General features: G+C 67.7%; 18 protein-coding genes. 7 read left to right on the top strand and 11 right to left on the bottom strand.

Going from position 1 to position 17,743, the window contains the following annotated elements; all coding sequences use genetic code 11:
• Nucleotides 1-85: 85 nt before the first annotated feature.
• The 3 genes from H0X91_RS03210 (at nucleotide 86) to H0X91_RS03200 (ending at nucleotide 3,124) form a co-directional block, all read left to right on the top strand.
• Entirely contained in the window at nucleotides 86-469 is a 384-nt protein-coding gene (locus H0X91_RS03210) for a tautomerase family protein (protein ID WP_006486465.1), read from the top strand.
• 139 nt (nucleotides 470-608) lie between these two features.
• Nucleotides 609-2,234: a CHAD domain-containing protein gene (locus tag H0X91_RS03205; RefSeq protein ID WP_196432797.1), complete on the top strand. Its 1,626-nt coding sequence runs from the start codon at nucleotides 609-611 to the stop codon at nucleotides 2,232-2,234.
• 53 nt (nucleotides 2,235-2,287) lie between these two features.
• On the top strand, nucleotides 2,288-3,124 hold the full coding sequence (locus H0X91_RS03200; RefSeq protein WP_043205172.1) for a TOBE domain-containing protein: 837 nt from the start codon (nucleotides 2,288-2,290) through the stop codon (nucleotides 3,122-3,124).
• A gap of 174 nt (nucleotides 3,125-3,298) precedes the next feature.
• Here H0X91_RS03200 and H0X91_RS03195 read toward each other — a convergent pair whose 3' ends face one another.
• The 4 genes from H0X91_RS03195 to H0X91_RS03180 all read right to left on the bottom strand — a co-directional run bounded on the left by H0X91_RS03195 (nucleotide 3,299) and on the right by H0X91_RS03180 (nucleotide 6,383).
• On the bottom strand, nucleotides 3,299-4,000 hold the full coding sequence (locus H0X91_RS03195) for a sulfate/molybdate ABC transporter ATP-binding protein (protein WP_006486467.1): 702 nt from the start codon (nucleotides 3,998-4,000) through the stop codon (nucleotides 3,299-3,301).
• Nucleotides 4,001-4,064: 64 nt separating this feature from the next.
• A complete protein-coding gene (gene modB, locus H0X91_RS03190) occupies nucleotides 4,065-4,742 on the bottom strand; it encodes a molybdate ABC transporter permease subunit (RefSeq protein ID WP_006486472.1) in 678 nt (225 codons plus the stop codon).
• A gap of 10 nt (nucleotides 4,743-4,752) precedes the next feature.
• Nucleotides 4,753-5,547 carry a molybdate ABC transporter substrate-binding protein gene (gene modA, locus H0X91_RS03185; RefSeq protein ID WP_006486460.1) on the bottom strand — a complete coding sequence of 265 codons (795 nt, stop codon included), beginning with the start codon at nucleotides 5,545-5,547 and terminating at the stop codon, nucleotides 4,753-4,755.
• A gap of 137 nt (nucleotides 5,548-5,684) precedes the next feature.
• Nucleotides 5,685-6,383 (bottom strand): phosphatase PAP2 family protein, encoded by a 699-nt coding sequence (locus H0X91_RS03180; RefSeq protein ID WP_058902873.1) that lies wholly within the window; start codon nucleotides 6,381-6,383, stop codon nucleotides 5,685-5,687.
• Nucleotides 6,384-6,641: 258 nt separating this feature from the next.
• On the opposite strand from H0X91_RS03180, the gene H0X91_RS03175 reads away from it, so the two are divergent.
• A complete protein-coding gene (locus H0X91_RS03175) occupies nucleotides 6,642-7,751 on the top strand; it encodes an extracellular catalytic domain type 1 short-chain-length polyhydroxyalkanoate depolymerase (protein ID WP_196432796.1) in 1,110 nt (369 codons plus the stop codon).
• Between the two features lie 80 nt (nucleotides 7,752-7,831).
• The gene (locus H0X91_RS03170) at nucleotides 7,832-8,008 is read left to right on the top strand and encodes a DUF3563 family protein (RefSeq protein WP_006486452.1); all 177 of its coding nucleotides are present in this window, start codon (nucleotides 7,832-7,834) and stop codon (nucleotides 8,006-8,008) included.
• 109 nt (nucleotides 8,009-8,117) lie between these two features.
• Here the strand turns inward: H0X91_RS03170 and H0X91_RS03165 are convergent, their stop codons facing one another.
• The 5 genes from H0X91_RS03165 to H0X91_RS03145 form a co-directional block, all read right to left on the bottom strand.
• Complete coding sequence (locus H0X91_RS03165) at nucleotides 8,118-8,537, bottom strand: organic hydroperoxide resistance protein (RefSeq protein WP_048988685.1); 420 nt, start codon at nucleotides 8,535-8,537, stop codon at nucleotides 8,118-8,120.
• Nucleotides 8,538-8,691: 154 nt separating this feature from the next.
• Nucleotides 8,692-9,144, bottom strand: coding sequence for a MarR family winged helix-turn-helix transcriptional regulator (locus tag H0X91_RS03160; RefSeq protein ID WP_006496011.1), 453 nt, complete (start codon nucleotides 9,142-9,144; stop codon nucleotides 8,692-8,694).
• A gap of 188 nt (nucleotides 9,145-9,332) precedes the next feature.
• A complete protein-coding gene (locus tag H0X91_RS03155) occupies nucleotides 9,333-10,142 on the bottom strand; it encodes a BPSS1780 family membrane protein (RefSeq protein WP_006486425.1) in 810 nt (269 codons plus the stop codon).
• A complete protein-coding gene (locus H0X91_RS03150) occupies nucleotides 10,133-11,131 on the bottom strand; it encodes a homoserine kinase (RefSeq protein ID WP_006486428.1) in 999 nt (332 codons plus the stop codon). Before H0X91_RS03150 ends, H0X91_RS03155 begins: the two co-directional genes overlap by 10 nt.
• 97 nt (nucleotides 11,132-11,228) lie before the next feature.
• A complete protein-coding gene (locus tag H0X91_RS03145) occupies nucleotides 11,229-11,624 on the bottom strand; it encodes a hypothetical protein (RefSeq protein WP_006486478.1) in 396 nt (131 codons plus the stop codon).
• A gap of 129 nt (nucleotides 11,625-11,753) precedes the next feature.
• On the opposite strand from H0X91_RS03145, the gene H0X91_RS03140 reads away from it, so the two are divergent.
• Nucleotides 11,754-13,280, top strand: coding sequence for an AMP nucleosidase (locus H0X91_RS03140; protein ID WP_012493190.1), 1,527 nt, complete (start codon nucleotides 11,754-11,756; stop codon nucleotides 13,278-13,280).
• A gap of 114 nt (nucleotides 13,281-13,394) precedes the next feature.
• On the opposite strand, the gene H0X91_RS03135 is transcribed toward H0X91_RS03140, so the two are convergent.
• Nucleotides 13,395-13,685: a hypothetical protein gene (locus H0X91_RS03135; protein ID WP_006486461.1), complete on the bottom strand. Its 291-nt coding sequence runs from the start codon at nucleotides 13,683-13,685 to the stop codon at nucleotides 13,395-13,397.
• A gap of 380 nt (nucleotides 13,686-14,065) precedes the next feature.
• A complete protein-coding gene (locus H0X91_RS03130) occupies nucleotides 14,066-14,824 on the bottom strand; it encodes a TIGR00730 family Rossman fold protein (protein ID WP_006486470.1) in 759 nt (252 codons plus the stop codon).
• A 1-nt stretch (nucleotide 14,825) separates the two neighbouring features.
• Here H0X91_RS03130 and polA point away from each other — a divergent pair, with 1 nt between their 5' ends.
• Nucleotides 14,826-17,579, top strand: a complete 2,754-nt coding sequence (gene polA / locus H0X91_RS03125; RefSeq protein ID WP_112750702.1) for a DNA polymerase I — start codon at nucleotides 14,826-14,828, stop codon at nucleotides 17,577-17,579.
• Nucleotides 17,580-17,743: the final 164 nt, after the last annotated feature.

The following is a 17,743-nucleotide window of genomic DNA, read 5'->3' as shown; positions in this document are numbered from 1 at the left end:
CAATGACTGTTCATTATAAGTTGGCGCGCCTAACCTGACGCTGTGTTTTCGTTCTTCAACGTCACTCACCGACAGGAGCAGCACCATGCCATTCACCCGTATCGCCGTACGCGAAGGCAAACCGGCCGCCTACCGCAGGGCCCTCGTCGACGGCGTGCACCGCGCGCTGATGCACACGTTCAACGTGCCGGAGGACGACATCTTCATGGTCGTGACCGAGCATGCGGCCGAGAACTTCGTGTTCGGCCGTCACTACTACGATATCGAGCGCAGCGACGACCTCGTGATGATCCAGATCACCGCGAACAACACGCGCACGCTCGAGCAGAAGCGGGCGCTGTACCGGACGATCGCCGAGAACCTCGCGCAGCAGCCCGGCGTGCGACAGGAAGACGTATTCATCAGTCTGGTCGAAGTGCTGAAGGAGGACTGGTCGTTCGGCAACGGCATCGCGCAATACGCGGTCTGACGTGCCGGCTTGACCTGCCACAGGGCGGCGGGGCCGGATCGACGCCTGCGCGTTTGGGCGGCGTGTACTATGGAAGCTGCTTCACGAGCGACGCCGGCGCGGTCGATGCGCCGGCGGTCCTTCATGTGCAGGAGCCTCCATGTCGCGTGTGCTGGAAATCGTGTTGTCGCTGTCGCTGGAAGGGTGGCCGGTCAAGGCCGCGAGCCGCGCCCGGGGCGCGCAGCGCGAGTTCGGCGCCGAACTCGTGCGCGCGTGGCGGATCTGCCCGCAGGTCCGGATGCGGCGCGGCCACGAGCGCGTGACGATCGAGCCGTGCCAGATCGAGGAGGCCGAGCGGAGCCCCGGCGCGAACTGGTGGACCTGGGTCGAATCGAACGCGCACGGCACGCGGGTCGTCGCCTCGCGCACGCAGACGTTCGCTCCCGGCGTCACGCAGCGTGAACTGTTCGACGCGGAGCACGCGGGGATCGTCGTCGCGACGCCGCTGCCGATACCCGCGACACGTACCGCAGCCGAGGCCGAGGCCGATGCGGCGGCCGCCGAAACCGGCGGCGTTGCACCGGACACCGACGAAGCGCGCGCCCAGGCGGCGGCGCTGCGCATCGTCAGCGAGCGGCGGCGCGGGCGCTGGGCCGACGACAGCGGCGTCGTGGTCGAGATGACGCTCGACGACATCACGCTGCACGGCGGCGGCGAGCCGCCGCGCCGCTACGTCGAGCTGCGCCTGGCCGCGCCCGACTGGGAAACCGTCGCCGCGCGCACGGCGGCGCTGCATGCGCTGTTTGCCGCGGCGCGCGAACTGAGCGGCGCGTGGCCCGCCTTCGTGCAACTGACGAGCGTGATCGACCGCGCCTGTGCGGGCGGACCGGTGGCCGCCGTGCTGGTCAAGGCGCAGTCCGTCGACCTGACCGGCATCCGCACGCAGCGCGCCGCGTTGTTCGCGCTGTCCGGCGACATCACCGCGCAATGGCTCGGCAACGAATGCGGCGTGCTCGAGCGCGACGATCCCGAATTCGTGCACCAGATGCGCGTCGCGCTGCGCCGTCTGCGCACGCTGATGCGCTTCTTCCCGCGCTTTACCGACGATCAATGGAAGGACACGCTCGGCGTCGACCTGCGCTGGCTCGCCGCGCTGCTCGGCACGGTGCGCGATTGGGACGTGTTCGCGACCGAGAGCCTGCCCGCGCTGATCGCGGCCGACGGCGGCGGCAGCGACTGGGACGGCACGCTCGACGCCGCCCGCGCGCAGTCGATGGCCGCGCGCGTCGAGCTGCGCCAGGCGCTGCATTCGGCCCGCTATGCGCGGCTGACGCTCGGCTGGCTCGAATGGCTGAGCGCGCTCGCGCTGCCGGCGGCCGACGGCGACGACGCACCGTCGCTGCGGCGTCACGCGACCAAGCGCGTGCGGCGGTTGTTCGGTCATCTCTATGGATCGCCGTCGCTCACGTCGCTCGACACGGCGGCACGCCATCAGGTGCGGATCGACGCGAAGCGGCTGCGCTACGCGCTCGAATTCTTCGCGTCGCTCGCGTCGCGCCGCACGCGCAACGAGACGGTCAAGACGCTCACGCGCGTGCAGAGCGTGCTCGGCGAAGCGAACGACGCGATGGTTGCGCTGCACCATCTCGAGCAACTCGCGGCGCCGCCGTATCAGCTCGGTTTCGTGCGCGGCTACGGCGCCGCGCTCGAACAGCGCGCGGCGCGCGACGCCGAGACGCTGCTGGCCAGCCTGCGGCCGCCGAAGCTCGACGGCAAGCCGGGCTGAGCGCTGCGCGCCGACCCTATAATGGCCGCCCGTTTCCCGCACGCATGCCGATGATGACCGACGCTCCGCATTCCTCCTCGTCCGCCGAACCGCTCGAACTGGGCGGCGAGCTGTGGCTGCGCGCCGGCGACCAGACGCTCGGCGGCGCGACGCGCATCGCGTTGCTCGCGGCGATCGGCGACACCGGTTCGATCACGCGCGCGGCGAAGGCCGTCGGCCTCAGCTACAAGGCCGCGTGGGATGCGGTCGACACGATGAACAATCTCGCCGGCGAACCGCTCGTCGCGCGTTCGACGGGCGGCAAGGGCGGCGGCGGCACGACGCTGACGCCGCGCGCGACGTCGCTGATCGCCGCATTCCGCACGATCGAGCGCGAGCATCGCCGCTTCATCGAGGCCGCGAGCGCGGCCGTGGCCGGCTTCGACGTCGACTGGGCGCTGATCGGCCGGATCGGGATGAAGACCAGCGCGCGCAACCAGTTGTTCGGCAAGGTCGCGTCGATCGTGCGCGGCACCGTCAACGACGAGGTGACGCTTGCGTTGCCCGGCGGACAGTCGGTCGTCGCCGTGCTGACGCACGAAAGCGCCGACGCGCTGGGGCTGCGGGAAGGGGCGGACGCGTGCGCGCTGGTGAAGGCGTCGTGGGTCGTGCTCGCGGTCGACGATGGCGGGCCCGATCTGAAAGTGTCCGCGCGCAACCGGCTGCACGGCAGCGTCGACGCCGTCGCGGCGGGCGCGGTGAACAGCGAGGTGACGCTCGCGCTCGACGGCGGCGGGACGCTGACGGCCGTCGTGACCAACGACAGCGTCGATGCGTTGCAGCTCGACGCCGGCCGGCGCGCGATCGCGCTGTTCAAGGCGTCGAGCGTGATCCTGGCGGTGACGGGCTGACCCGGCCGCCCGCGCGGCTCCCGGGGCCGGCGTGCGGTGACGGCGCGAAGCCGGTGCCGCGTTCGTCCGCATCGCACCGGCTTCGTGTCCGCTTTCAGCATGTGCCGCGCTGCGGCTTCTCTCAGGCTCCAACGTGGCGACCGGCGCCACGCTCACGACCATGGCGTCGCGCGTTCAGGTGACGCGCGTCGGCCACTCGGCGTGCGGCGGGCTCGCCTGCACGCGTCCTTCGCTCAACTGCACGACCTGGTCGCCGAACGCGGCGACGTCGTCGGGGTCGTGCGAGATCAGCACCATCGGGATGTCGAGCCGCGCCTGCAGTTCGGCGAGCTCGTGGCGCATGCGCTGGCGCATCGCGCCGTCGAGCGCCGCGAACGGTTCGTCGAGCAGCAGGATGCGCGGCTGCGCGACCAGCGCACGCGCGAGCGCCACGCGCTGCTTCTGCCCGCCTGACAACTGCGACGGATATTGCCCCGCGAGCGCTTCGAGGTCGAACGCGCGCAGCCAGTACGCGACCTCCGGCGGCACCGTCTTCGCGCGCGGGTTGCGCAGCCCGGACGTGAGCCCGAACGCGATGTTCTGCCGCACGTTCAGATGCGGGAACAGCGCGTAGTCCTGGAACAGGTACGCGACCCGGCGTTCGCGGGTCGGCACGTCGATGCGGCGCGCGGCGTCGAACAGCGGCTCGCCGTTCAGCGTGATCGTGCCCGCGTCGGGCGTCAGCAGCCCGGCGATCGCCTGCAGCGTCATGCTCTTGCCCGCGCCCGACGGCCCGAACAGCACGACGCGCTGCGTCGTCGCGGTGAACGACATGTCGAGCGTGAAGCGCCGCTCGGCGTTCGCGTAGGTCTTGCGGATGTCGACGACGAGGCTCATGCGGGCCTCCGCCGCGGCAGGCCGCTAGCCGGACGGCGCCGGCGATACGGATGGAACAGGTGCTTCATGTCAGCTGGCTCCGCCGGGCGCGCGACGGCACGAGCCATCCGGTCGCGAGCAGCACGAGCACGCAGGTGATCGACGTCACCAGTACGAGGAAATTGGCCGTGTTGTCGTCGCCCGCCTGCACGGCCGCGTAGATCGCGACCGACAGCGTCTGCGTGCGGCCGGGCAGGTTGCCCGCGATCATCAGCGTCGCGCCGAATTCGCCGAGCGCGCGCGCGAACGCGAGCAGCGCGCCCGCGAGAATCCCGCGCGTGGCGAGCGGCAGCGTCACGCGGAAGAACACCGCGACTTCGCCGAGCCCGAGCGTGCGCGCGGCGCGCTCGAGATGCGGGTCGACGCCTTCGAACGCTGCGCGCGCCGATTTCAGGATCAGCGGAAACGCGACGACCATCGACGCGATCACCGCACCTTGCCACGTGAACACCAGCTCGATGCCGAGCGTGTCGAGCCATGCGCCGAACACGCCGCGCCGGCCGAGCAGCACGAGCAGGTAATAGCCCAGCACCGTCGGCGGCAGCACGAGCGGCAGCGTCAGCACGGAGTCGACGACGTCGCGCAACGGCGAGCGCCAGCGCGCGAGCACGAACGCGGCCGCGACGCCGAGCACGATGTCGAGCGCGGTCGCCCAGCCGGCGACCTTCAGCGACAGCAGCAGCGGGACCCAGGCGTCTTGCATCGCGAGTCGCTCACTTGGCGGGCTTGAAGCCGAACGTCGACAGCACGGCCTGGCCCTGGGACGACGCGACGAAATCGATGAACGACTGCGCCTGCGCGGCGTGGCGGCTGTCCTTGACCACGGCGATCGGGTAGGTGATGGCCGTCCGGGTCGGCACCGTCAGCGCGACCTTCACGCGGCCCGGCATGATCGCGGCGTCGGTGCCGAACACGAAGCCCGCGTCGACTTCGCCGCGGGCGACGTAGTCGAGGCTCTGGCGCACGTTGGCGGCCAGCACGCCCTTCGCGCTGACCGCATCCCACACGCCGGCCGCGCGCAGCGCGCCCTCGGTGTAGCGGCCGACCGGCACCGAGGCCGGGTCGCCGTACGCGATGCGTTTCACGCCGGGCGCGGTCAGGTCGTTCAGCGACGTCGGCGCGGCCGCGTGGCTGTCCGCCGGCACGATCAGCACCAGCGAGTTCGCCGCGAAATCGCGGCGCGTGCCGGGCACGATCACCTTTTCGTTCACCGCGCGATCCATCGCCTTCTGGTCGGCCGACGCGAACACGTCGGCCGGCGCGCCCTTGGCGATCTGCTGCATCAGCACGTCCGATGCGCCGAAGTTGAACAGCACCTTGGTGTCCGGATGCTGCTTCTCGTACGCGTCGCCGACGGCCTTGAATGCGTTCGTCAGGCTGGCGGCGGCCGACACGACCAGTTCGTCGGCGGCGGAAGCGGGCGCGCTGAACGCGAACCCGGCGGCAAGCGTGGCGATCGGCAGCAGGCGAAGCAGGGTGCGGCGAAGCGGACGGACGGTTGAGCGCATGGTGGATTCGTTTCGAATGGGTGGAAACCGTAATCGTAATATAGGGCGGGTTATAACGCTCGACATACTGTTCATGCGACGGTGCGCATGAAATGGTCAGACGTGAAAAGGGGCGGGCGTGACGGCCGGGCTGCCGGTCACGTGTGAAGCGTGCGCGGCGCCGATTCGGTGCGCTGCAGCGACGACGGCTGCGACGCGGGATGGTAGTTCGGGTTGGCCTTCCAGCGCGCGCGGACGAACGGGCGCTCGTGGCCCGACAGTTGCAGCGCGACCTTCGTGACCCAGCGATGCGACGGCACCGTGATGCCGTGCAGCGCCACGGTGACGAGCGCGAGGCTCGCGACGACCGCGGGCACCGACCAGCGGTGCGGCGCCGCGCGCCACGAGCCGGCGATGAACGCGAGCGCGGCGGTCGCGCCGACGATGCAGCCGGTGATCGATTCGGACGGCGAATGCGCGTCGAGCGCGACGCGCGACACGCCCACCGCGATGCCGGCCGCCAGGCCGAGCGCGATGCCGGCGATCCGCACCGGCGTGCGCGTGCGGATCAGCGCGAGGAAAATCGCGACCGGATACACCGACGTCGACAGCATCGCATGGCCGCTGAACCCGGTGAAATCCCACGCGCGAATGCCGATGCCCCAGCCGAGGAACGCGATCTTGGTGAGCGCCACCACGCCGATCGCGGCCGCGAGCACGCCGAGCCATGCGGCCGCGCGCTGCCACGAGTAGCCGAGCGCGAGCCAGACGGCAATCGTGATCGCGAGCGGCAAGGTCAGGCCGGCGCCGCCGAACGCGGTGATCATGATCCACAGGTGAGAGGACAGGTCGAACATCGGAAGGGGACGAACGAAGGCGGGGAGAATGCTTAAATCAACGCGCGAGCCGGGAAGAACGACTACAACGGATACAAGCGGCGAAACCCCAGTATAGCGCCGCGTCCGCATGAGGCCCGTTTTTTGCGCCGCCGGGAACTATCGGCGCGCAGGAAAAATCCCAGAAACAATGTTATGGTGCATTGCACAAAGTCGAACGATGCACCCGTTGTGGTGCCTTCATGGCGCCCCTATTTTTCCTGACTGCGAGCCCGATCGATGACCAAAAGTCTGACCAAGGTATGGCTGGGCGGCATGAAACGCATGCTGTCTCCGGCCGCCAAGCGCGCGGCGCGCGATGCGCAGCGCATCACACGCGACGCACTCGAGGCCGCCACCTCTTCCGCCGTATCCGATCCGTCCCCGCCACGCGAATCGCGCGTGCGGCCGCGCGCGGCCGCGTGGGCCGCGGGCGAATGGACGCGCGGCGAGCATCCGATGGCGCCCGCGCTCGGCCGCCTCGTCCAGAATCTCGCGTACGGGCTCTACGTGCCGCCCGGCCGCCGGCGCGGCGCGATGCCGCTCGTCGTGATGCTGCACGGCTGCCAGCAGTCGGTCGACGAATTCGCGCAGGGCACGCGGATGAACCTGCTGGCCGACAAGCACGGCTTCGCGGTGCTGTATCCGGAACAGTCGCTGCGCGCGCACGCGCACGGCTGCTGGCACTGGTATGAGGACACCGACCGCGCGGGGCGCGGCGAGGCGAATGCGGTGGTGTCGCTGGTCGACGCGCTGGTCGACGAACACGGCTTCGACGCGTCGCGCGTCTACGTGGCGGGGCTGTCGGCCGGCGCCGGTCTGGCGTCGCTTCTTGCACTGCACCATCCGGACCGTTTCGCGGCGGTCGCATTGCACTCGGGGCCGGCGCTGGGCGAGGCGAATTCCGGCATCACCGCGATGGACGTGATGCGGCGCGGCCTGCGGCAGAACCCGGCCGCGGCGGTCGATGCGCTGGTCGAGGCCGGCGCGTATCCGGGCATGCCCGCGCTGATCGTCCAGGGCGACGGCGATCATGTCGTCGCGCCGAAGAATGCCGATCAACTGACCGTGCAGTTCATGCGTCTGAACGGGCTCGCCGACAGCCGCGGCGCGCTGCGCGGCGGCGAACGGGTCGAGACGCGCGAAACGGGCGCCCAGATCACCGATGTGTGCCGCGACGGCGAGCCGGTGGTGCGGCTGTGCCATGTGAAAGGGCTCGATCACGCATGGGCCGGCGGCGACGAAGCCGTGCCGTTTCATGCGGCAGTCGGCCCCGACGCAAGCGCGATGATCTGGGCCTTTTTCGAAGCCAATCAGCGCACTGTGGCGACCGAACGACGCATCGTTTGATCGACGCTGGTCAAAGACTAGGGTTTTCCCTATAATTCGGGAAAACCCTAGTCCAGAACCTTTGAATAGCGAGATCGAACATGTACCTGCTGAGCCACCTCTTCCTGATGCTGACCAAGAACGCTGAAAAGGCCGCGAAAGAGCGCACCGACGCGTACCTGGCCGAAGCCACCGACATCTACGATCTCGAATTCCGCATGCGCAAGATCGATCGCGACGCGGCGCTGAACCGCCCGTATTCGATCGGCGCGCGCTAAGCGGCGCACGCGGGCCTGCCGGCCCGCCATTTCGACGAATCGCGCAAAAGGGCGCGTGCGGCATGTGCCGCACGCGCCCTTTTTGTATTTTTCCTGGCCCTGCGTCGCGTCAGACGACCGTCAGGCGCACCGGCACGTTGTTGCGCGTGGCGTTCGAGTACGGGCACACGTGGTGCGCCTTGTCGACCAGCGCCTGCGCGTCGGCCTTGTCGAGCCCCGGCAGCGACACGCGCAGTTCGATGTCGAGCCCGAAGCCGCCAGCGTCGTTCGGGCCGATGCCCACTTCCGCCGTCACCTGCGTATCGGCCGGCAGCGTCTGCTTGTTCTGGCCCGCGACGAATTTCATCGCACTCAGGAAACAGGCCGAGTAACCTGCGGCAAACAGTTGCTCCGGATTCGTGCCTTCCGCGCCCGTGCCGCCGAGTTCGCGCGGCGCGGCCAGCTTCACTTCCAGCTTGTGGTCGGCGGATACCGCGCGGCCGTCGCGGCCGCCCGTGCTCGTGGCGCTGGTCTTGTACAGAATGTTCATCGTGCAGCTCCTGTCGGGAAGAGGGAGAAAAGCGGTCCGGTCAGACGGGTGTCGCCGGCCACGAGTGAAATATAGAGCACAAATCATTAGTGTGCAAATGAAATTTTGAAGAAAAACCCGGCAGCGCCGGGCGAGGTCGTCTGCGCTTGGCGCGTCAGCGTTCGTTGGCCGCCGACAATGCGTCGCGCAACTGCTGGAGATCGGCGCGCAGCCGGATCAGGAATTCGGGCGTTTGCTGCATCGCGCAAAAGAGCTCGGCGGGCACCGAGCGCGCGCGATCCTTCAGCGCACGGCCGGCCGACGTCACACGCACGTTGACGACGCGTTCGTCAGCCGCGCTGCGCACGCGCTCGACGTAGCCGAGCGCTTCCAGCCGCTTCAGCAGCGGCGTGACCGTCGCGGGATCGAGGTCGAGCCGCGCGGCAATGTCCTTCACGGCCATGTCGTCGCGCTCCCACAGCACGAGCATCGCGAGATATTGGGGATAGGTCAGCGACAGCTTGTCGAGCAGCGGCTTGTACGCCTTCGTCATCGCGTGCGAAGTCGCGTAAAGCGCGAAGCACAATTGCTCGTCGAGCGTCTGGGGCAGCGGGGGCAGGCGATCCATGGTTCGGGAAGCGCGGCGATGCGCGAACGATTTGTACGCAAATTATTTTGCGCGCAAAAGATTCGATTGAACAGGGGCGGCCGGAGGAAAGCGAGACGGGAAAGGGGAATCGGAAGAAGCGCGCCGGGCGACGACCCGGCGCGAAACAGTGCGACGGCGGGCGACATGCGCCGGCCGAAAGAGCGGGTTCAGCGGCCGGACATCGTCGTCGGCGCGCCCGGTTCCTGCACGCCGAAGCAGCCGCGATAGGTCGCGTAGAACGAGCAGTACAGCATCGTGACGATGATGATCGTCACCGGCATCATGATCGTCAGCGCATACGCGCCGGCGCCGAGCGCCTGCAGCAGCAGCGACAGCGCGAGCGACGTGCCGAGCGCGACGGCGAACCACAGCACGCCGTATACGACGAACGCGCCGCGATTGCGCCAGCAACTGACGACGCTGAAGAACAGCGCCTTCGCCGGCGGGACGTCATGCCATGCGACCAGCACCGGCGCGAACCAGAACAGCATCGCGACCGGCAGATAGAGCAGCGTCGCGAAGAACAGCGCGCCGAGCGTGCCTTGCGCGGCGAGCGTCTCGGGCGTCGTGTTCGCTTCGTCGGCCGCGCCCATCATCACGTGGAACAGCGCGCCGCCGTCCACGAACGACGAAGCGGCGAACACCAGCACCATCGACGCGACGTAGATCACGCCGAGCGCGAGCAGCCGCTGGGTCGCGACGGTGCCGTACGAGCGAAAGCCGTCGACGAGGATCGTCGGCATCACGGTCTTGCCGGCCACGGTGTCGCGGCACGCGGCCATGAAGCCGACCGCGATGCCGGGAATGAACACCAGCGGCAGCGCGGAGCCGATCACCGGCACCATCGACACGAGCGTGATGGCGAGCAGGTACGTGAAGAACAGCGTGATGAACGCGAGCGGATTCCGGCGGAACAGCCAGATGCCTTGACGGAACCAGACATAGCCCGTTTTCGCGGGCACTTCGATCAGTTGCATGCGGTTTGGATCTCGGGAAGCGCGGGCGTATGCGCGATACGCTCGCGCAGGATGCGTTCGAAATGGCCGGGGTCGTGCGGCTTGAGCATCTCGGCCGCGCGCGGCAGGTAGAAATCGTACAGGCGCGACACCCAGAAGCGGTACGCACCGGCGCGCAGCATGTCGCTCCAGTGGCGACGTTCCTCGGCCGTGAACGGCCGGACGGTCTGGTACGCGCGCAGCAGCGCATCGGCGCGCGCGACGTCGAGCACGCCGGTCGCGAGGTCGACGCACCAGTCGTTGACGGTCACCGCGACGTCGAACAGCCACTTGTCGCAGCCCGCGAAGTAGAAGTCGAAGAAGCCGCCGAGGCGTACGTCGTGACCGGTGCCGGGCGCCGCGTGCGCGAACAGCACGTTGTCGCGGAACAGGTCGCAATGGCATGGCCCGGCCGGCAGCGCCGCATAGTCGTCCGACGCGAAGAAGCCGGCCTGGTGCGCGAGCTCGCCTTCGAGCAGCGTGCGTTGCGCGTCCGTGATGAACGGCACGATGGCCGGTACGTTCTCCTGCCACCACGGCAGGCTGCGCAGGTTCGGCTGGCTGCGCGGATAGTCGCGGCCCGCGAGGTGCAGGCGCGCGAGCATCTGTCCGACCTCGATGCAGTGTTCGACCCCCGGCGCGAGTTCGGCCGCGCCGTCGAGCTTCGTGACGATCGCGGCCGGCTTGCCGTGCAGTTCGCCGAACAGCGCGCCGTCGTCACGCGGGATCGGGTCCGGGACCGGCACGCCGTGGGCGGCCAGATGGCGCATCAGGTCGAGGTAGAACGGCAGCTGCTGCGCCGTCAGCTTTTCGAAGATCGTGAGGACGTATTCGCCGCGCGTCGTCGTCAGGAAGAAATTGCTGTTTTCGATACCGGACGGAATGCCGCGGAACGCAAGCACGTCGCCCAGTTCGTAGTGGCGCATCCATTGCGCGAGATCGGAGTCGGAAACAGCGGTGAAAACGGCCATGCGGGATGCGTCAGGTCAGGGTGTCGGCACGCGGGCGGCGTGCATCGCGACAGCAGGTGAAGGGGCGGCGCGGCGCCCGGTGCGCCACGCCACGGAATCAGTAGCGCAGGTTCAGCGACGGCAGGCGCGTGATCGGGATGCCCGCGTCGTGCGGCTTCGGCGACGTGTCGGGCGTCGAGCTCATCTGGTAGCGCGTGCCGAAGTTCGATTTCACGTCGATCTCGACCGGCTTGCCGCGGTCGCGGTACTCGGTGACTTCGGTGCCGTTCTTGCTCTTTTCGTGGAAGCTCGGCGTGCGGCGGATGTCGGCGAAGTCCACTTTCGACGTGACTTCGGCGCCCGGCCGGTTGATCTTGCGGAGATCGGGCAGGCCGGCGGCTTCGTTGGCCTCGGCCCGGGCCTGCGCGTCGGCGTCAGGCGTGCCGCCGGCGGCGTGAGCGACGCCGGCGGCGGCAAACGCGACGGCAGCGGCGACGAAAATGAGCGGCTTCATGATGAGTCTCCAGTGAACCTACCGATTTTAGCAAATACTGCGCGCCATCCGGCCCCTGCGTGCGCAGGGGCGGCCATAAGGGCGACCGGGTTCCGTGGTAATGTCGTCGGATCTGACGAGGTGATGAAAATGAAAAACGATTTGAGCCGCCGGCACCGTGTGCTGTCGCCCGAAAGCCCGTCGGTCGAGGCTTTCGACGATCCGGTCGCCGCCGTCGCGCGGCTGTCCGCCATTTACGACACGAATACGGGCTTCCTGCGCGATGCGTTCGCGCGCTATCGCCGCCACGAAGCGATTACCGAGCACGTGCGCGCGTGCTACCCGTTCGTGCGGATCCGGACCGACGTCAACACGCACGTCGATTCGCGCCGCTCGTACGGCTTCGTCGCGGGTCCCGGCGTATTCGAGACGACCGTCACGCGCCCCGATCTCTTCGCGAACTACTACCGCGAGCAACTGCGTCTGCTGTCGAAGAACCACCATGTCAAGATCGAGATCGGCGTGTCGTCGCAGCCGATTCCGATCCATTTCGCGTTTCCGGAAGGCATCCATCTCGAGGGCGAACTCGATCGCGACCGCCTGCTCGCGATGCGCGACATCTTCGACACGCCCGACCTGTCGTATCTCGATGACCGCATCGTCAACGGCACGTTCGAGCCGGCGCCGGGCGAGCCGCATCCGCTCGCGCTGTTCACGGCGGCCCGCGTCGACTTCTCGCTGCACCGGCTGCGTCACTACACGGCGACGTCGCCCACGCATTTCCAGAACTACGTGCTCTACACGAACTACCAGTTCTACATCGACGAGTTCGTGAAGCTCGGCCGCACGCTGATGACCGAAAGCGACGACCCCGAGGTGCGCGCGTACCGCAGCGAGTACAGCGCGTTCGTCGAGCCGGGCGACGTCGTCACGTACAACGCGAACCTCGGCAGCGAGCCGGCCGAGGGCACCGCGCCGCCGCGCCTGCCGCAGATGCCCGCGTATCACCTGAAGCGCGCGGACGGCAGCGGGATCACGATGGTCAACATCGGCGTCGGCCCGTCGAACGCGAAGACGATCACCGATCACATCGCGGTGCTGCGTCCGCACGCTTGGGTGATGCTCGGTCACTGCGCGGGGCTGCGCAACACGCAGCGCCTCGGCGACTACGTGCTCGCGCACGGTTACGTGCGGGAAGATCACGTGCTCGACGCCGACCTGCCGCTGTGGGTGCCGATTCCGGCGCTGGCCGAAGTGCAGCTCGCGCTCGAGCGCGGCGTGGCCGAGGTCACGCGGCTGGAGGGCGCGGAACTGAAGCGGGTGATGCGTACGGGCACGGTCGCGAGCGTCGACAACCGCAACTGGGAACTGCGCGACCATCGCGAGCCCGTGCAGCGGCTGTCGCAGAGCCGCGCGATCGCGCTCGACATGGAAAGCGCGACGATCGCAGCCAACGGCTTCCGCTTCCGGGTGCCGTACGGCACGTTGCTGTGCGTATCGGACAAGCCGCTGCACGGCGAGCTGAAACTGCCGGGCATGGCCGACACGTTCTATCGCGGGCAGGTCGACCAGCATCTGCAGATCGGCGTGAAGGCGATGGAGATCCTGCGCACGAACGGGCTCGACAAGCTGCATAGCCGCAAGCTGCGGAGCTTTGCGGAAGTGGCGTTCCAGTAACGCCACCGCGCAGCGGCATGCGCAACGACAAAGGCCGCACGCGAACCTTCGTTCGCGTGCGGCCTTCATTTTTCTGCTTCCGCGTGCGGGCCTGACGGGCCTTCGCTCGGGCGCTCAGCACTCGCCCTTTTTCGCGTGTCCCGGCGGGCAGTGATAGCCGCCACGACCGCGATAGCGCTGGTGATCCTCCCACTCGCGGCGCTCCCAGTAGCGGCGGCCGTCCCAGTAGCGGTCGCCATGCCAGCCGACGATGATCGCCGGCGCCGGGGCGACCACGACGGGCGCGGGGGCGACGACGACCGGCGCGGGCGTGCCGATGTTGACGTCGACGTTGACGGCGTGAGCGAGGCCGGACAGCGAAAGGCCGAGGCCGGCAAAGGCGAGGGCGATCAGCGAGCGTTGCATGTTCTTTTCCGTGGTGTCGTGATGAATAGGCCGGCGCGACGCGATGGAAGCGAGGGGGACCGTTCCACCGGGGGAACGCCGCGCCGACACAATGCAGTGTGCTGCGGCACGACGGAAAAGGCGAGTCGTGATTATTACGGAGGATTGGCGGCGCGCAGGCACGCGATGGGCCCGCCGTTTGACATTGGGGGCCGGCTGGTGCGGCCGATCCCGCCGCATGGTGCAGCGCCGGCTGCGGAGATTTGACATTCGACCGCGCGCGGCGGTGAACGGGTATTAACAGCGCGTTACAAAGTCACGCCCGGCGAGCCGCCGGAGCGCACTTCCGTCGCATGAAAAGCACAACAGCCGGCGCTCGGCCGGCTGTCGTCACCGACCGGTTACAGATAGAACATCCGGTCTTCTTCCGGGCGCGGCGGATGATCCTCCTCGTCCGAACCCTCTTCCTCGCCGCTGTCCTCGTAGAACGCGAGCACCGCGTCGAGCACCTGGTCGGGGTCGTCGATCACCTGCATCAGATCCATGTCTTCCGGATTGATCAGGCCCATCGGAATCAGTTGATCGCGGAACCACTGCAGCAGCCCCTGCCAGAATTCGCTGCCGACGAGGATGATCGGCACGAGGCGCGATTTTTTCGTCTGGATCAGCGTGAGCACTTCGGACAGTTCGTCGAGCGTGCCGAAACCGCCCGGCATCACGATCACCGCATCCGAGTTCTTCACGAACGTGACCTTGCGCGTGAAGAAGTGGCGGAAGCGCAGCGAGATGTCCTGATAGTGGTTGCCGGCCTGCTCGTGCGGCAGTTCGATGTTCAGGCCGACCGACGGCGCCTTGCCGGCGTGCGCGCCCTTGTTCGCGGCTTCCATGATGCCGGGGCCGCCGCCGGAGATCACCGCGAAGCCGGCGTCCGACAGCTTGCGCGCGATCTGCGCGGCGAGCTTGTAGTGCGGGGTATCGGGTTTGAGGCGGGCAGAACCGTAGATGCTGACAGCCGGGCGGATCTCCGACAGGTACTCGGTCGCCTCGATAAACTCTGCCATAATCGTGAACATCTGCCACGATGCGCGCGCCTTCTTGGCCGTCGCGCGTTCTTGATCTGCGAGCGAACGCAGACTCGGAATCACTTTTCTCTTGTTCATAATGCCTGAAGAACGAAATCTGGAAGGTAAGACCCTGCTATTGGTTGACGGTTCGAGCTATCTGTATCGGGCTTACCATGCGATGCCTGATTTGCGTGGCCCTGGCGGGGAGCCGACCGGAGCGCTCTACGGAATCATCAACATGCTGCGCCGTATGCGCAAGGAAGTCAGTGCAGAGTATAGCGCTTGCGTGTTCGATGCAAAGGGCAAGACGTTCCGCGACGACCTTTATGCCGACTATAAGGCAAACCGTCCGTCGATGCCGCCCGATCTCGCATTGCAGGTCGAGCCGATCCACGGCGCCGTGCGCGCGCTCGGCTGGCCGTTGCTGATGGTCGAAGGCGTGGAGGCCGACGACGTGATCGGCACGCTCGCGCGCGAAGCCGAACGGCACGGGATGAACGTGATCGTGTCGACCGGCGACAAGGATCTCGCGCAGCTCGTGACCGAGCGCGTCACGCTCGTCAACACGATGACCAACGAGACGCTCGACCGCGACGGCGTGATCGCGAAGTTCGGCGTGCCGCCCGAGCGCATCATCGACTATCTCGCGCTGATCGGCGACACCGTCGACAACGTGCCGGGCGTCGAGAAGTGCGGGCCGAAGACGGCCGTGAAGTGGCTGTCGCAATACGAAAGCCTCGACGGCGTCATCGCGCACGCGGCCGACATCAAGGGCGTGGTCGGCGACAACCTTCGCCGTGCGCTCGATTTCCTGCCGCTCGGCCGCAAGCTCGTGACCGTCGACACGTCATGCGATCTCGCGCCGCATCTCGAATCGATCGAAGCGTCGCTGAAGACCGACGGCGAGGCGCGCGAGCTGCTGCGCGACATCTTCGCGCGTTACGGCTTCAAGACCTGGCTGCGCGAAGTCGAGAACGCACCCGCGGAAGGCGGTGGCGCCGATGCGCCGGAAGGCGAGCCGGCCCCGGTGATCGCGGCCGACGTCGTGCGCGAATACGACACGATCCAGACCTGGGAACAGTTCGACGCGTGGTTCGCGAAGATCGACGCGGCCGCGCTGACCGCGTTCGACACCGAGACGACCGCGCTCGATCCGATGCTCGCGCGGCTCGTCGGCCTGTCGTTCTCGGTCGAGCCGGGCAAGGCGGCCTACCTGCCGGTCGCGCACCGCGGCCCCGACATGCCCGAGCAGCTTCCGCTCGACGAAGTGCTCGCGCGCCTGAAGCCGTGGCTCGAATCGGCCGATCGCAAGAAGGTCGGCCAGCACCTGAAGTACGACGCACAGGTGCTCGCGAACTACGACATCGAACTGAACGGCATCGAGCACGACACGCTGCTCGAATCGTACGTGGTCGAATCGCACCGCACGCACGACATGGACAGCCTCGCGCTGCGTCATCTGGGCGTCAAGACGATCAAGTACGAAGACGTGGCGGGCAAGGGCGCGAAGCAGATCGGTTTCGACGAAGTGGCGCTCGCGCAGGCCGCCGAATACGCAGCCGAAGATGCGGACATCACGCTGCAGCTCCATCACGCGCTGTATCCGCAAGTCGCCCGCGAGCCGGGCCTCGAGCGCGTGTACCGCGAGATCGAGATGCCGGTATCGCTCGTGCTGCGCAAGATGGAGCGCACGGGCGTGCTGATCGACGATGCGCGCCTGCACGCGCAGAGCACCGAAATCGCGACGCGCCTGATCGAACTCGAGGGGCAGGCGTACGAACTGGCGGGCGGCGAATTCAATCTCGGCTCGCCGAAGCAGATCGGGCAGATCTTCTTCGAGAAGCTGCAGTTGCCGGTCGTGAAAAAGACGCCGAGCGGCGCGCCGTCGACCGACGAGGAAGTGCTGCAGAAGCTGGCCGAGGACTACCCGCTGCCGAAGCTGCTGCTCGAGCATCGCGGGCTGTCGAAGCTGAAGTCGACCTATACCGACAAGCTCCCGCGCATGGTGAATCCCACCACCGGCCGCGTGCATACGAACTATGCGCAGGCCGTCGCGGTCACGGGCCGCCTGGCGTCGAACGATCCCAATCTTCAGAACATTCCGGTGCGCACGGCCGAAGGCCGGCGCATCCGCGAGGCGTTCATTGCAGCGCCGGGCCACCGGATCGTATCGGCCGACTATTCGCAGATCGAACTGCGGATCATGGCGCACATCTCCGGCGACGCGTCGCTGTTGCGCGCGTTCTCGCAGGGCGAGGACATTCACCGCGCGACGGCCGCCGAGGTGTTCGGCGTGACGCCGCTGGAGGTCAATTCCGACCAGCGCCGGATCGCGAAGGTGATCAACTTCGGGCTCATCTACGGGATGAGCGCGTTCGGGCTCGCATCGAACCTCGGCATCACGCGCGACGCGGCGAAGCTCTATATCGACCGCTATTTCGCCCGCTATCCGGGCGTCGCGCAGTACATGGAAGACACGCGCGCAACCGCGAAGGAGAAGGGCTACGTCGAAACCGTTTTCGGTCGCCGCCTGTGGCTGCCCGAGATCAACGGCGGCAATGGCCCGCGCCGTCAGGCGGCCGAGCGCGCGGCCATCAATGCACCGATGCAGGGCACGGCGGCCGACCTGATCAAGCTGTCGATGATCGCGGTGGACGACTGGCTCACGCGCGACGGGCTTGCATCGCGGATGATCATGCAGGTGCACGACGAACTGGTGCTCGAGGTGCCGGAAGGCGAGCTGTCGCTCGTGCGCGAGAAACTGCCGGAAATGATGTGCGGCGTCGCGAAGCTGAAGGTGCCGCTCGTCGCCGAAGTGGGTGCCGGCGCGAACTGGGAAGAGGCACACTGACGCACCCCCGAGCGATTCCCGTTTCCCGCGGCATATTGTTGCAGGGATGCTGAATATCGAGATGGTTTGCTTGTGGTCAACGCGCAAGCTCCCGGACAATGCATGTCAATCATGTCATTGACGCGGGGCGGCGCGCCCCGCGTTCCGGATCGGATGCATCGAAG

Source organism: Burkholderia sp. 9777_1386 (assembly GCF_015712265.1).
Classification (GTDB): domain Bacteria; phylum Pseudomonadota; class Gammaproteobacteria; order Burkholderiales; family Burkholderiaceae; genus Burkholderia; species Burkholderia cenocepacia.
This window is presented reverse-complemented; position numbering and strand designations above follow the sequence as displayed.

What these genes read in the sequence shown, in the direction of transcription:
- H0X91_RS03130 (WP_006486470.1), bottom strand. Translation starts at nt 14,824, where the DNA reads ATGAACAAGAGAAAAGTGATTCCGAGTCTGCGTTCGCTCGCAGATCAA.
- H0X91_RS03200 (WP_043205172.1), top strand. Translation starts at nt 2,288, where the DNA reads ATGACCGACGCTCCGCATTCCTCCTCGTCCGCCGAACCGCTCGAACTG.
- H0X91_RS03180 (WP_058902873.1), bottom strand. Translation starts at nt 6,383, where the DNA reads ATGTTCGACCTGTCCTCTCACCTGTGGATCATGATCACCGCGTTCGGC.
- modA (WP_006486460.1), bottom strand. Translation starts at nt 5,547, where the DNA reads ATGCGCTCAACCGTCCGTCCGCTTCGCCGCACCCTGCTTCGCCTGCTG.
- H0X91_RS03155 (WP_006486425.1), bottom strand. Translation starts at nt 10,142, where the DNA reads ATGCAACTGATCGAAGTGCCCGCGAAAACGGGCTATGTCTGGTTCCGT.
- polA (WP_112750702.1), top strand. Translation starts at nt 14,826, where the DNA reads ATGCCTGAAGAACGAAATCTGGAAGGTAAGACCCTGCTATTGGTTGAC.
- H0X91_RS03145 (WP_006486478.1), bottom strand. Translation starts at nt 11,624, where the DNA reads ATGAAGCCGCTCATTTTCGTCGCCGCTGCCGTCGCGTTTGCCGCCGCC.
- H0X91_RS03150 (WP_006486428.1), bottom strand. Translation starts at nt 11,131, where the DNA reads ATGGCCGTTTTCACCGCTGTTTCCGACTCCGATCTCGCGCAATGGATG.
- H0X91_RS03170 (WP_006486452.1), top strand. Translation starts at nt 7,832, where the DNA reads ATGTACCTGCTGAGCCACCTCTTCCTGATGCTGACCAAGAACGCTGAA.
- H0X91_RS03195 (WP_006486467.1), bottom strand. Translation starts at nt 4,000, where the DNA reads ATGAGCCTCGTCGTCGACATCCGCAAGACCTACGCGAACGCCGAGCGG.
- H0X91_RS03205 (WP_196432797.1), top strand. Translation starts at nt 609, where the DNA reads ATGTCGCGTGTGCTGGAAATCGTGTTGTCGCTGTCGCTGGAAGGGTGG.
- H0X91_RS03210 (WP_006486465.1), top strand. Translation starts at nt 86, where the DNA reads ATGCCATTCACCCGTATCGCCGTACGCGAAGGCAAACCGGCCGCCTAC.
- H0X91_RS03175 (WP_196432796.1), top strand. Translation starts at nt 6,642, where the DNA reads ATGACCAAAAGTCTGACCAAGGTATGGCTGGGCGGCATGAAACGCATG.
- modB (WP_006486472.1), bottom strand. Translation starts at nt 4,742, where the DNA reads ATGCAAGACGCCTGGGTCCCGCTGCTGCTGTCGCTGAAGGTCGCCGGC.
- H0X91_RS03140 (WP_012493190.1), top strand. Translation starts at nt 11,754, where the DNA reads ATGAAAAACGATTTGAGCCGCCGGCACCGTGTGCTGTCGCCCGAAAGC.
- H0X91_RS03160 (WP_006496011.1), bottom strand. Translation starts at nt 9,144, where the DNA reads ATGGATCGCCTGCCCCCGCTGCCCCAGACGCTCGACGAGCAATTGTGC.
- H0X91_RS03135 (WP_006486461.1), bottom strand. Translation starts at nt 13,685, where the DNA reads ATGCAACGCTCGCTGATCGCCCTCGCCTTTGCCGGCCTCGGCCTTTCG.
- H0X91_RS03165 (WP_048988685.1), bottom strand. Translation starts at nt 8,537, where the DNA reads ATGAACATTCTGTACAAGACCAGCGCCACGAGCACGGGCGGCCGCGAC.